This is a genomic window from Evansella cellulosilytica DSM 2522 (assembly GCF_000177235.2).
Taxonomy (GTDB): domain Bacteria; phylum Bacillota; class Bacilli; order Bacillales; family Salisediminibacteriaceae; genus Evansella; species Evansella cellulosilytica.
On the sequence record NC_014829.1, the window covers coordinates 2,961,558 to 2,974,864 of the forward strand.

Genomic DNA, 13,307 nt, shown 5'->3' on the forward strand with positions numbered 1-13,307 from the left:
ATCTGCTCATGAAAGACATATATTATAGAGACTTTAAAAATTCGAGGTGTAAAAATGAGAACTAAACACTCAAAAATAGCCATCGGTGTTCTTGTATCTAATAGAAATATACAAAGATTGTACAACCAACAACCAAATGAAAAACTTGCTTCTCTTACTGAAGCAAGCCAAGATAAGCAAATAGAACTCTATTTTTTTTCTACGGAAGAAATAGACTTAAAGAAAAAAGTAATAACAGCCTTACATTTTGACAAAACAATAAAGAAGTATAAAGAGAAAATAATTTCTTATCCAACTATTATTTATAACCGCGGTGGAGGAACGACAAAAGAAACAAACAAACATTTTTTCGAACAATTAAAACAAAAAAAATGTCTGTATTTAAATTACCCTAATGGTTTTGATAAATGGGAAAATCATAAGCATTTGCAAAAGTGTGAGAAAGTAAAAAAGCATTTACCAGCTACAAGGTTATTACGATCGGAAAAAACATTAAAAAGAATGTTTAAGAAAACAAAAACAGTATATGTAAAAGCGACTAGAAGTGGTCAAGGTAAGCACGTTATTCGAGTAACTAAACTAAGAAATGGCTTATTTGAATACAGTTACTTTTATCGTCAAATGTATACAAATAAAGTGAGGGGACTCACTCATTTATATAAAGTATTAAAGGAATTTTTTGCAAAAAAGATCGTTATTGTACAAGAGGCAATCCCTTTATATAAAATCGGTCAATCAATCATTGATTTGAGGGTAGAGGTTCAACGAAGCTACACAGGGAAGATAGAGTTAATTGCCATTCCTGTACGGAAATCACTCATTCACTCTCCCATCACAACACATGCTGAAAGTTATCCTTTCGAGCAATTTATGACAGATTTTCTTCATTACTCTGATAAACAAATTGTTCAACTTAAATATAGAATAGAGCAGCTCGTGAAAAATATATATGTATGTCTAGAAGATAAGTATGGCCCCATTGGTGAGTTGGGGATTGATTTGGCATTAGATAAAACGGGAAAACTTTGGTATATCGAGTCAAATTCTCAGTCTGCGAAAGTTTCATTTATGAATGCGTATGACAAGCATACGATTGATCAATCATATTCAAATCTTCTAGGCTATGCTAAATATTTATACCATCACCAAAACGTTGCTCATAAATAGATTTGAGAGGATTCCCTTTATATTGCATATATACTACTTTTTAGTAAAAAATATATGCAAATATAGTAAAGGTAGGTACGGTACATTCATGGCGATGACGAAAAACTATACTACTCGTAATATTTGGTCAGGCGTTCTGTTTGGACTAGGATTAATCGCTTTCTTTGATGAAGTCGTCTTTCACCAGTTATTACGTTGGCATCATTTCTATGATCAAAGCACAACTGACTTAGGCTTAATTTCAGATGGTCTTTTTCATGCATTTAGTTGGTTTGCTACTATTGGCGGTTTATTTCTATTTGCTGACTTGCGGAGAAGAAATGCATTTCAAATGTTGAAATGGTGGAGCGGCGTTTTTATAGGAGCAGGTTTTTTTCAATTATACGATGGTATAATCCAACATAAGCTTATGCGTATTCACCAAATCCGCTACGTTGAAAATGTCATTGTATATGACCTCACCTGGAACATTGTAGCTGTTGCAATGATCATAATTGGATTGATACTTTATACCAAATCTAGAAGAAAAGATAATCTATCAAAGGGTGCTACAAGTGGACATTAGTCAACATACTATTCATCACCATCATATAGTTGGGGTAATGTCACAGTTCCTACTTGCTTCTCCCTTTATCGTTTCACTCGTTATTTACGTAATGTGTGTTCTTTCATCAAATCGTCATTACAGCAAGTGGCCTATAAAGCGTACGTTATTCTTTTTTCTAGGGGTCACCTTTGCTGTAATATCTCTGTGGGGGCCATTAGCAGAAAAAGCGCATCATGATTTTAAGTATCATATGATTGGGCACTTATTTTTAGGGATGCTATCTCCATTACTCATTGTACTTAGTTCACCGATGGTACTCTTTCTACGTTCAATAAATAGGTCAATTTCACTATCTCTAATAAAGGTCATTCATGGTAATGTAGTGAGAGTTTATTTTGATCCGACAGTCGCAACTATTTTAAACTTAGGTGGGTTATGGATATTGTATAAGACTAATCTCTATGTAGCGATGCATCAAAACACCCTTATATATATGCTCGTTCATTTACACGTTTTTATAGCCGGCTATTTATTTACTGCTGCAATGATTGATAAAAGCGTAATGATTAGCAAAGTAAGCTTTTTATATCGTTCGGTCGTGTTAGTCATTGCTTTAGCTGCTCACGGCATCTTATCTAAAGTGATATACTCTTCACCACCACATGGTGTATTACAAGCACAAGCAGAAGCTGGTGCTCAAATCATGTATTACGGTGGAGATATAATAGATGCTACTATTATATTCATCCTTTTTTTACAATGGTTCAAATGGTCAAAGCCTCGAATAAAGCACATATGATATCAATAATATTTTTGTAATTGGTGGCGGTTATGATGGATTTTGTAGGAGTCGAGTGGATTTGGAAGTCTGCACTCATTGTGATTGGCGGTATTATTTTACTAAGACTAGCTGGAAGAAAGTCTATTTCACAAATGACATTGGCTCAAACCGTAATTATGATTGGAATTGGTTCCCTTCTTATACAACCATTAGCAGGGGAAAACATTTGGTCGACACTATATGTTGGTTTCTTACTAGTGCTCACATTAATCATCGTCGAATATGGACAATTGAAGTTTGATTTCATAGAGCAGCTCGTTACTGGAAATTCAAAAGTGTTAATAAAGGATGGGCATTTAAAGCTTCACAATTTAAGAAGTGTCCGACTTACGGTTGATCAGCTTGAAACACAATTGAGACTTAATAATATAATGAAAATTAAAGATGTAAAATGGGCAACAATTGAACCAAATGGACAAATCGCATATGTTCTAAAAGATGACATTAGCCCTGCAACAAAACAGGATGTGAATAAGATTGCAAAGGAACTTACTCAGCTAAAAGAACTATTAAAACAGCCTTCTCCTTCCGATGCTGAGCAACTAAAGGGATATAATGAATCACAAGAGAATTTAACACTTGAAAAATTATCAAAGGAGATCACCGATTTAAAAGCTCAATTAGGGAAAAGTGCAAACGTTGAAGATCAAAATATATTCGAAGAGGTTGATTCAGAGTCTCATAATGTGACGCCGCCTAAACATTTACAGTAAGCATATAATGTCTGTTTCTTACTTACGAGTGAGAAAAAGAAAACACTTAAAGCAATGCTATTGGGTGTTTCATCGGACTTCCTATTCTAGTATAAGTGGTTGACTCAATCGGTAAATTTTAACCTTTTGAGTCAACCATTTTTACTTATCATTTAATATTTTTTCAATTACTATTAATGATGCTAACGCATCTTCTCCAGTAATTAACGGTACTTTATCATTTATTATACAATCAACAAACGCATCGATAACACCTGAATTTGTTTGATTATCATTCGTTTGCATCGGCTCAAGCTCATGTTTAACTACTGATCCATCCTTCATTTCAATTATTAAAGGGTATTGATCATGATGATATATTTTCATCATTCCTTTTTCAAAATAAATCGTTGTCGAATTATCTTCTGAACCGTAATAAGTCCATGAAAAGGATGCAGTTCCTAATCTCCCTCGCTTCGTCTTCATCGCACACACGACATTATCACATACTTCAATGGGGGTGCCACTTTCATCTACTTTATCTAACGCGCCCGTAAAACTATGCACAATATCAATTTCGTCATCTAATAAGTAATGAATTAAATCTATTTTATGAATCCCTAAGTCTCCCGCTACACCAGAATGAGATCGTTCTTTCTTAAAAAACCAAGTAGCATTCGTACCATCAACACTCCATTTTTCTGGACCTTGGTGCCCAAAAGTCGTTTTGAATGTTAATGCTTTTCCTAACTCCTTATTTTCAATGATACTTTTCGCTCTCTGATGCACTTTCGTTAACCGTTGATTATGATCAATCATTAACTTTTTCCCTGACTTTTTCTGGGCTTCTAGTATAACCCTTGCTTTCTCAACACTTGTTGCCATTGGTTTTTCACAAAGTACATGCTTTCCATGTAATAATGCTTTTGTAGAATTAATATGATGCGATTCATTTGATGAACAATCACTGATAGCTACTATATTCGGATTATTAAACAACTCTTCCACTTTGTCTACAACTCTACCGTTAAACTGTTGTGCTAGTGCAGTCGCTCGTGAAGTATTATTATCATAAAAAAAGATGTCATTTACGTAAGGATTTGCTCTGTATTCTGGTGCATGGCGAAATCTAGTAATTGATCCACAACCAATAATGCCAACATTTATTTGTTTCACGTCACGCCCTCCTTATACCCTTCTTTGAAAAATGACAGCTACAATGATAATCAATCCTTTGACAAGCCCTTGTAAATGTGGAGATATATTCATTAAATTCATCATATTGTTTAAAACACCTAGTAATAAAACGCCAAATAATGTACCAATTACCTTTCCTTTCCCACCTGTCATTCTCGTACCCCCGATGATTACGGCTGCAATGGCATCAAGTTCATATAAATTACCTGAGCTTGATGAAGAGATTGAATTAAGACGGGATGTTTCTATCAATGCAGCTACACTAACTAACAATCCGCAAAGCGTATACACCAAAATCTTTATTCTATCAACGCGAATACCTGATAATAGCGCCGCCTTTTCATTACTACCTAAAGCATAAACGTAGCGGCCAAATCTTGTTTTCTGCATGATCATATACACTACGAGAGTAATGAAAAGAAAAAAGATAATGGGTAAAGAAATCATGCCAATCTTTGTATTAGCTATTTTTGTAAAGCCATCTACTTGACTCGCTATACTTCCACCGTTAGCACTATACAAAGCAATTGACCTAGCTCCTGCCATCATACCAAGGGTGGCAATAAATGCAGCTATTCTAGCCTTCGAGACTAATAGTCCATTTAAAAAGCCTGCTAATGAGCCTACAGCTAAAGCAACCAAAATAGCAATTAAAATACTTTCAGATGCATTTAAAGTTATCACTGTAAATACACCAACCATTGCAAGTACCGATCCTACAGAAAGGTCGATACCACCTGATAGCATAACAAGAGTCATTCCTAAAGCGATAATACCAATAACGGACACTTGCATTAAAATATTCAGTTGATTTTGTATGAGTAAAAATCTGTCGTTCATAATCGCTGCCAAAATATAGATGACAACAAAGGCAATGACAACACTATAATCATTCCATATCCAATTCAATCTAGAAAATCGTTCATTATTGTTTATTTGGATGTTAGCCATTTATTCCGCCTCCCTTTTTGCCCCTGTTGCAAATTCCATCACAATTTCCTCTGTCAATTCATCACGAAGAAACCTCCCTGTGATTTCTCCTTGGAACATCACGTTAACCCTGTCACAGATTCTTAGTATTTCCGGCGCCTCAGAAGACAAAATAATGATTGCTTTTCCTTGTTCTGCCAAGCCTATAATATGTTCATAGATTTCGTTTTTAGCTCCAACGTCTATTCCTTGTGTTGGATTATCAAAAATGATAATTTCTCCTCCAACCTCAAGCCACTTTGCAATGACTACTTTTTGTTGGTTCCCTCCGCTCAAGGAATCTATCGTTACGTTTGGATTATGAACTTTAATATTTAACTTTTCTTTGTAATATTGGAACTTCTCTTTTTCTCTACTGAATTGTATAAATCCAGCCTTCTCAAAGTTTCCTATAGAAGATAAACTCATATTTTCTATGACACTTAAATCCTTAACAATTGCATTTTCCTTTCTATTTTTTGGCACAAGTCCAATCCCTACTTGTAGTGCCTTTTTAGGGTGTTTAATTGTTACCTGTTTACCATGTACTTTGATTACTCCTGTATATTTTTTTCTAAAGCCGAATATACTTTCAAATAATTCCGTTCTTCCGTCTCCTGCTAACCCTGTAAATCCTACTATCTCCCCTTTTTTTACTGAGAAACTAATGTTTTCAAATTGGCCCTTACTTGATAAATTATTGACAGTTAATACTTCCTCTGCGCTATTTACATCATGGTAATAAGCATCTGTTGATACTGCTTTTCCAACCATTAGCTTTGTGATAGCTTCCAGTGTCGTATCCTTTATCTCCCCACTGCCCACAAGGTGCCCGTCACGCAATACTGTGTATCTATCACATATCGCCTGAATTTCCTTTAATTTGTGAGAAATATATATGATCGCTACTCCCGATTTTTTTAATTGCTTCATCATCTCAAAAAGCTTATTAACCTCATTATCTGTTAGAGAAGTTGTTGGCTCATCCATAATTATAATTTTTGCATCACTAAGTAATGCTTTCGCTATTTCAATTAACTGTTTATAGGAGGTTTCTAAATCTCTAACATAAGATTTAGGATTAATGCTTACCCCTAGTTTACTTAATACAGCTGTCGTTTCCTCACACATTCTCTTTATATCTAGTAATCCCCAATTATTTTTTATTTCTTTTCCAAGAAACATGTTTTCATAAACAGTTAAATCTGAAACGACATTTAATTCTTGGTGGATAAAGCTAACTCCAAGTTCTTGTGATTTTCGCGGATTATCCATTGTTACACTGCGATTATTTACCTTAATTTCGCCTTCATCTAACTGGTGTACTCCGCCAAGAATATTCATCAGTGTTGACTTTCCAGCTCCATTCTCTCCTAATAATGCATGAATTTCACCTTTATGAAGCATAAAATCAACGTCATGCAACACTTTATTTTGATTAAACGACTTTGAAATACCAGTCATTTCTAATACAGAGCTCTCTTCTACCATTACGAAAGAATCCTCCTTTAGGATTATAAGCGCATAAGATAAATGGGAAATACGATAAATGCGTAGCACCTATCGTATTTCTTATTTTTATCGGCTAAAGCTTTTAGAATGCAGCTTCTGGATCATAGTGATCATCTACGTTATCCTTTGTAACTGGTGTAGCTGGCACGACTACTTCCGCGCTATCTGGATCTTCTCCGTTTGCTAAATCAGCACCAATAATGACACCTTCCTTCACCATTAAAGGAGAGTATAAGAATGTAGCTGTAATTAATCCATCATCCATAATTATTTCATATACATCTTTACTTCCAGCTACCCCTGTAATAAATTGAATATCGGTACGATTAGCTTCGTTAATTGCTTGAAGAACACCTAATGCCATACCGTCATCTTGTGTGTAAACTGCATCTATTTCAGGTTGTGACGTTAATATGTTTTCCATTACTTGTAAGGACGTTTCTGTTGAAAACTCTCCTGATTGAGAAGCAACAATTTCAATGTCTGATCCTTCTATAGCTTCGCGAAAACCATCACTTCGTTGCTGTGTTACAGAGTTAGATGGTCCGGCAATTTCAACAACCTTTCCATTGCCCCCAAGCTGTTCCATAAAGTACTCTCCAGCGTTGACACCTGCACCGTAATTATCGCCTTTAACGACTACAGTTGCTGCATCATTTGTTAATTCGCGGTCAACAATAACAAGTGGTATGCCGGCCTCTTCTACTTGTAATGCAATTGGAGACAATGCATCTGATTCGATTGGTAGCATGACGATTGCATCTACTCCTTGGGCTATTAAGTCCTCAACGTTGTTCACTTGTGCAGAAGGGTTATCAGCAGTAGTAAAAATATAATCGTCAATAGTTCCATCTTCCACAAGAGCTTTTGCCTGATCCTCTGCATTTTGAATAAGTGCTCCCATCCAACCATGTGTAGCTGAAGGCATTGCTAAACCTAAGACTGTTTCTCCATCACCTGAAGTATCCTCCGAACAACCAACAATCAACAGTATTGATGCGACTAACAAAAATAACACTTTCTTCATACTAAAAATCCCCCTTATAGTATTATAATTCACCAAAAGTAAACGCTTTCAAAATAAACGGAACTTTGGTGATATTACCCCATTGTCGACTCTCGGATGATTAATTCATGATCTAAAATAATACTTTCAACATCTTCCCCTTTAATTTTGTTGATGAGCATCTGTACTGCTACACAGCCCATTTGATACATCGGCTGCGATACCGTTGTTAAAGTGGGGTTAGTCATATTAGAGAAACTTATCTTGTCAAAGCCTACAACCGCTATGTGTTCTGGTACTTTTAACCCATTTTCGTTTATTTCCTTTAATGCTCCGATAGCTAACGTATCAGACACTGCAAATACAGCAGTGGGAGTTGTTTCTAATTGGAGTAATTTTCTCATCGCTCTAATTCCATTTTCGAACAATAACTCATCTGTATTGTAAATCCATTCTTTTCTTACTGGAATGTCAAACTCATTTAACGCCCTTTCATACCCTTGACGGCGCTGTCTTGCATACAGAAACTTTTCATCACAATTAATCAACGCGATACTCTTGTGCCCAAGCATTATTAAATGCTTCACGGCTCTATATGCAGCAAGTTCATTATTTATCGTGACATGCGGAATATGGCCTGCATCGTCATATTCACTACATTGAATAATCGGGTATTTTTTTGCTAAATCATTCAGTCTTTTCTTATTTACGGCTGGATCCATTGAAATAACACCATCCGCTAGTTTGTTTTTAATCATGTTCAAATAGATGTTTTCTCGGAGAGGGTTAGAATCAGTATCGCATAGGAGAATATGGTAGTTACTATTAAGAGCAGTATCTTCAATTCCGTTAATGATTTCCGTATAAAATGGGTTCGATATACTAGGTATTAATACGAGTAGGATTCTACTTTCAGAGTTTCGCAAGTTTCGCCCTAGCATACTAGGCTCATAATTAAGTTCTTTAATCGCCGCTTCCACCTTTACCCTTGTTTTAGGAGAGACAGAAGATTTTTTATTTAATACACGTGAAACAGTTGCAACAGATACACCTGCTTTATCAGCAACTTCTTGTATATTTGCCAAGATACATCCTTCTTTCAATGCAAGATTTAATATCGTAACGTATTATGTAATCGATTACAAAAATAAGTATAGAAAATTTTAAAAATTCTGTCAACTATAAATTTTAAATAAGTTATACCTCCTTTTTCCATCGATTTTAATTAAATATATATTTCAAACATATGTAACGGATTACATAGTATGTTATTTTTTATCACATTTTTTTATTATTTATGATACTTTCAGGGGTGGTTCGTGAAAACCTATTATGTAAAACTTTCTGATTTTATCACTCGAAGCGGTTGAGTTAAAACGTTGATATTTACCTTTTAAGTCAATCTGTAAGGAATGGAATTAAGGCATAGCCAATTAAAAGCCCACTTTAAGTCGACCTTAAAAGTGGGCTTTCGGTAATTGGAGCCATTGTAACAACTATATATAGCTTGTGATACAACCTCGAGGCAGTACCAATAATTATTGATTAGATTTTATGGATAACGTAATACTCCTTCATCCGATTTCTGCTCTTTCTTCATATAGTTTGCCATTTCCTCTTTATTTAGCTTAAGCGCACGATCAAAATTTTCACTTTTTATTTTTTTTGCTTCTTCCTCCATTAATTCATTTTTTTTCATTAGTTCAATATAAAAGACTTGTTGCTCCCTTTTTAATTGAGTCCAAATACCAGCACTATCCATTGCTTTCTTCCAGTTCTTTAAAACATCCATGTTACGAACCAATTCGTGGACTACGTGTAGCTGTACTGTTGCAAGAGTTGCTGCAGTATTTATTGCTAATTCGAGATCGTCTTCTTTTAGGGAAGAACTCTCATCCTTTATTTTTCTCATATTAGCCCAGAAATCTTCATAGGCCTTTTTATATGTTAACTGGTAACCTAATAGTTTCTTAATAAATGAGTACCCTTCTCCCCATTTTTTGTTCTGATGTTCATCCATTTTAGCAATTGGTACTCTAAAGAAATCTAAGTTCACCTGTGCTCTCATTTTTCCTTCATCTCTTATTTTTTCATATAGTCGATAAAACAAAAATAATTGACGATGCGCTTTTTTAGCATCCGAGACAACTTCCTCTTCATCAGAAAATACAGCTGTCCCTACTGGTCGATGCATTTTAATATAGTCAACTAAATAGTAATTACGGCCAGACACCTCAAAGGGATAAGGATATACAGATACTTTTTCTAACCAATACCTATATTTTTTTGCTTTCCTCTTAACACTAAACGAACGATTAAACATATAAAACAGCCTCCTCAGAACGATCTCTCCTCATTTTATCATAGCTAGATGGTTGATCATTATCTTGTACATGAAAACTAGTTTTTTTATTTTATTCTAGCAAGTAAATAACTACCTTGAACATAAAAAACTTCAGGCTTGAAGAGGGAGTCTTCTGTCGGATATGATAAAAAACGCAAACCATGATCATCATGATTTACGTTTCTTTATTTTTTTGGCTCTGTTAAAGGCTAATGTTGATTATCACGAAAAAGTCGTTTATGGTAAACTTCTTGTTTATTTTATAGAAGTTACTGATTTTCTTACGAGCAATTTTTCTTCTGCTATTTCCTTTTTTTCGCGTACTGGACTTATAATCCAGTACAAGCCCCCGACAAACAGTGTTCCGCCTACTATATTTCCTAACGTAACTGGAATCAAATTTGCAAAATAGCCAGTTAAAGTAATGGTATCAGGACTAGGATGAATGAGGGCTAATCCTAAAATCGCCATATTGGCTATACTATGCTCATATCCTGATATAATAAAAGTAAGTAAAATCCATGTAATCATTAATATCTTTGCTGCATCATTTTTTGTCCTTAGTGTACACCAAATCGCGAGACATACTAACCAGTTACATAATATTCCTCTAAAAAAAAGCTCCGATGTACTCAATCCCATCTTATTTGCTGCCACTTGCATCAAAAAGTGATCCCCAGAAATGTTTGAAAATATTCCTGAAAATAAAATTAGGACACAGAAAAGTGATGCTCCTATGAAGTTTCCGATATAGCACCAAAACCAATTTTTAGCAGCATCTCCCCAACTTGTAGCACCTGATAAACTACTCATCGTAAAAAATAGATTGTTCCCAGTAAACAATTCAGCACCTGCAAAAATGATGAGTACTAAAGCAATCCCAAAGGAGAGTCCAACTAATAGTGAAGCTAATGGAGAAGAAACATCGGCAAAGGATGCTCCTAATGAAAAGCTTAGTACAACAGCTAACCCTATATATGCCCCCGCTAAACTAGCTGAAACTAAATATTTTCCAAGACTGTTGTTCAAAAATTCAACTTTCGATTTGGCTGCATCACTTAATGTGTCAATTGTGTCTTTATACATTATGCTACCCCTTTCCTAACCAAATGCCTTGTACTATCTTTCATACTGTAGAAACGCAGTAAATCCCCCATAGTTACTACAATTAATACAAGACAATATCCATCATATATCAAACATTCATTCAGTTGTCTTTTTATGTTAGCTTTCCTCACAACATTTTAAATTTTCTAAATATTAAAACCCTAAATGTAGACGTTGACTTCCGTAATAGATTTTCTTTAATTCTATAGGGCCACTTCTTAGATTCGTTTACAAAAAAGTAATGCCATCAGTAAACTGTTATCTTGGAGCTCTTTATGTAGGAAAACTTTTAACTCTAACTGAAAAAATGCAGATGACATATGTCACCTGCATTTAATAATATAAATAATATACATAATGGAAAAAGAGAGGAGCTGTATACGTTAAACTGTCTATTTTATTAATATATCTATCTTGTTTAATCTCCGATAGCACTTCTTGGCTCATCACTAAGTTTCTCTTTACCACAGATACAACAGCTGTTCCAAAAAATCCACCTACACTAATTATAATACCAGCAAATATAGAATGAATGAAATCCATTGGTGTTAAATAACGTGCAAGGAAAATAGATAATAATGTAATTAGAATGATTCCCGTAGTCAAACCTTCCCATGTTAAGTTAGGATTAGCATGCGGTATTATTTTTCTTTTCCCTAGTTTCTTTGAAACTAAATATTGAATGACATCATTTCCTTGTGTTAAGACGACTAAATACAAAACAAGCCAACCACCATACTGTACCGCTAATTCATATTCAGTTTCGGTAATAACAATTAGCTTTGGGAATAAAGCGAGATGACTTATTCCAAAAACCATCAGCATCAATCCCCATTGCGTAGAGGCAACTGAATTGAGAAAGCCAATGCTTCCGCTTTTTACAATTCTAATAACAGGCAAAAACAAAAATACATATATTGGAATAAAAATAAGAAACATGCCATACCAGCCAATGTATATCCAATAAAAGTGTAATGGTATCGCCAAATATGCCCATTTATACACTCTACGATCTTGTTTTCGTGTTTTTATCATTGAAAAGTATTCTTTTAATGCTAAAAAACAAAGGAAGGCTAATGACACTAAAGAAACCGTCGGGCTAAAAATTAATGATATACTAAATATAATTGCCATACCCCACCATAAACGGGTTCTTACCACAAGCTCATCATAATCATTTTTCTTTTTAAAATAATTTATTAACAAAACTACTATACTTATTGCCATAAGTACGATAAAAATAATATATAAATATGTATAAATTTGACTCATTAGTTATACTCCCAACTATTTTAGTAGATTTAGACATTTTGATAAGGAGAAGTAGTCAATGGATAAAAAAGTATATATTTTATTAACCGATACCGGTACTGTTTTTACAAAAACGATAAAACAATATACAAAGGCACCTTACAATCACTCCTCAATAGCTTTTGATGAACATCTACTAGAGTTATATAGCTTTGGTAGAAAAAACCCTCGGAACCCTTTGTATGCTGGTTTTATTAAAGAAGATATTTTGAATGGCACATATAAATTATATCCTCAAACGACATGTTCTGTATACGAGATAATTGTAACTGATAGACAAATTGAAAAAATGAAGAGAATGATAGGGTTATTTGAGAGAAAAAAAGATCAAATGATTTATAACATTTTTGGGGTCATTGGAGTAGCATTGAGAGAGCCTTTAGAGCCGAGGGGGTCATACTTTTGTTCACAATTTGTGTCTGAGCTTTTGGAGCGTGCAGGAATAAAGCTGTGGAATAAAATACCAGCTCTCGTAACACCAGATGATTTTAGACGATCAGATAAAACAAAACTAGTTTATGAAGGATTATTGTTAGACTATCCTCCATTAAAGAAAGCAGCTAAATAGAACAGTGTTCGTGCTCTATTTGTCGCGAGAAACACTATAAAAAATA

At 34.5% G+C, this 13,307-nt stretch carries 13 protein-coding genes; 5 read left to right on the forward strand and 8 right to left on the reverse strand.

All coding sequences use genetic code 11. The features are described 5' to 3' along the window. The first annotated feature begins 54 nt into the window (after positions 1 to 54). The 4 genes from BCELL_RS13745 (at position 55) to BCELL_RS13760 (ending at position 3,268) form a co-directional block, all read left to right on the forward strand. Complete coding sequence (locus BCELL_RS13745; RefSeq protein ID WP_013489358.1) at positions 55 to 1,167, forward strand: YheC/YheD family protein; 1,113 nt, start codon at positions 55 to 57, stop codon at positions 1,165 to 1,167. An 88-nt stretch (positions 1,168 to 1,255) separates the two neighbouring features. Continuing rightward, the gene (locus tag BCELL_RS13750) at positions 1,256 to 1,732 is read left to right on the forward strand and encodes a DUF2243 domain-containing protein (RefSeq protein WP_013489359.1); all 477 of its coding nucleotides are present in this window, start codon (positions 1,256 to 1,258) and stop codon (positions 1,730 to 1,732) included. Then, positions 1,722 to 2,513: a cytochrome c oxidase assembly protein gene (locus tag BCELL_RS13755; protein ID WP_013489360.1), complete on the forward strand. Its 792-nt coding sequence runs from the start codon at positions 1,722 to 1,724 to the stop codon at positions 2,511 to 2,513. Before BCELL_RS13750 ends, BCELL_RS13755 begins: the two co-directional genes overlap by 11 nt. 32 nt (positions 2,514 to 2,545) lie before the next feature. Further along, positions 2,546 to 3,268 (forward strand): DUF421 domain-containing protein, encoded by a 723-nt coding sequence (locus tag BCELL_RS13760; RefSeq protein WP_013489361.1) that lies wholly within the window; start codon positions 2,546 to 2,548, stop codon positions 3,266 to 3,268. Positions 3,269 to 3,409: 141 nt separating this feature from the next. On the opposite strand, the gene BCELL_RS13765 is transcribed toward BCELL_RS13760, so the two are convergent. From BCELL_RS13765 to BCELL_RS13800, 8 genes are all read right to left on the reverse strand, one after another. Further along, entirely contained in the window at positions 3,410 to 4,423 is a 1,014-nt protein-coding gene (locus BCELL_RS13765) for a Gfo/Idh/MocA family protein (RefSeq protein WP_013489362.1), read from the reverse strand. A 12-nt stretch (positions 4,424 to 4,435) separates the two neighbouring features. Continuing rightward, entirely contained in the window at positions 4,436 to 5,395 is a 960-nt protein-coding gene (locus tag BCELL_RS13770) for an ABC transporter permease (RefSeq protein ID WP_013489363.1), read from the reverse strand. Then, a complete protein-coding gene (locus tag BCELL_RS13775) occupies positions 5,396 to 6,904 on the reverse strand; it encodes a sugar ABC transporter ATP-binding protein (RefSeq protein ID WP_013489364.1) in 1,509 nt (502 codons plus the stop codon). It lies immediately after the preceding gene. Between the two features lie 103 nt (positions 6,905 to 7,007). Then, the gene (locus BCELL_RS13780) at positions 7,008 to 7,952 is read right to left on the reverse strand and encodes a substrate-binding domain-containing protein (protein WP_013489365.1); all 945 of its coding nucleotides are present in this window, start codon (positions 7,950 to 7,952) and stop codon (positions 7,008 to 7,010) included. Positions 7,953 to 8,026: 74 nt separating this feature from the next. Next, positions 8,027 to 9,016 carry a LacI family DNA-binding transcriptional regulator gene (locus BCELL_RS13785; protein WP_013489366.1) on the reverse strand — a complete coding sequence of 330 codons (990 nt, stop codon included), beginning with the start codon at positions 9,014 to 9,016 and terminating at the stop codon, positions 8,027 to 8,029. Positions 9,017 to 9,483: 467 nt separating this feature from the next. Then, positions 9,484 to 10,254, reverse strand: a complete 771-nt coding sequence (locus BCELL_RS13790; protein WP_013489367.1) for a hypothetical protein — start codon at positions 10,252 to 10,254, stop codon at positions 9,484 to 9,486. A 276-nt stretch (positions 10,255 to 10,530) separates the two neighbouring features. After that, positions 10,531 to 11,361: a formate/nitrite transporter family protein gene (locus tag BCELL_RS13795; protein WP_013489368.1), complete on the reverse strand. Its 831-nt coding sequence runs from the start codon at positions 11,359 to 11,361 to the stop codon at positions 10,531 to 10,533. Positions 11,362 to 11,715: 354 nt separating this feature from the next. Then, positions 11,716 to 12,654, reverse strand: coding sequence for a phosphatidate cytidylyltransferase (locus BCELL_RS13800; protein WP_013489369.1), 939 nt, complete (start codon positions 12,652 to 12,654; stop codon positions 11,716 to 11,718). Between the two features lie 58 nt (positions 12,655 to 12,712). On the opposite strand from BCELL_RS13800, the gene BCELL_RS13805 reads away from it, so the two are divergent. Then, complete coding sequence (locus BCELL_RS13805; RefSeq protein ID WP_013489370.1) at positions 12,713 to 13,261, forward strand: C40 family peptidase; 549 nt, start codon at positions 12,713 to 12,715, stop codon at positions 13,259 to 13,261. Positions 13,262 to 13,307: the final 46 nt, after the last annotated feature.

Coding starts and splice junctions, on each gene's coding strand:
- BCELL_RS13780 (WP_013489365.1), bottom strand. CDS start 7,952: ATGAAGAAAGTGTTATTTTTGTTAGTCGCATCAATACTGTTGATTGTT.
- BCELL_RS13760 (WP_013489361.1), top strand. CDS start 2,546: ATGATGGATTTTGTAGGAGTCGAGTGGATTTGGAAGTCTGCACTCATT.
- BCELL_RS13775 (WP_013489364.1), bottom strand. CDS start 6,904: ATGGTAGAAGAGAGCTCTGTATTAGAAATGACTGGTATTTCAAAGTCG.
- BCELL_RS13800 (WP_013489369.1), bottom strand. CDS start 12,654: ATGAGTCAAATTTATACATATTTATATATTATTTTTATCGTACTTATG.
- BCELL_RS13795 (WP_013489368.1), bottom strand. CDS start 11,361: ATGTATAAAGACACAATTGACACATTAAGTGATGCAGCCAAATCGAAA.
- BCELL_RS13770 (WP_013489363.1), bottom strand. CDS start 5,395: ATGGCTAACATCCAAATAAACAATAATGAACGATTTTCTAGATTGAAT.
- BCELL_RS13745 (WP_013489358.1), top strand. CDS start 55: ATGAGAACTAAACACTCAAAAATAGCCATCGGTGTTCTTGTATCTAAT.
- BCELL_RS13750 (WP_013489359.1), top strand. CDS start 1,256: ATGGCGATGACGAAAAACTATACTACTCGTAATATTTGGTCAGGCGTT.
- BCELL_RS13805 (WP_013489370.1), top strand. CDS start 12,713: ATGGATAAAAAAGTATATATTTTATTAACCGATACCGGTACTGTTTTT.
- BCELL_RS13790 (WP_013489367.1), bottom strand. CDS start 10,254: ATGTTTAATCGTTCGTTTAGTGTTAAGAGGAAAGCAAAAAAATATAGG.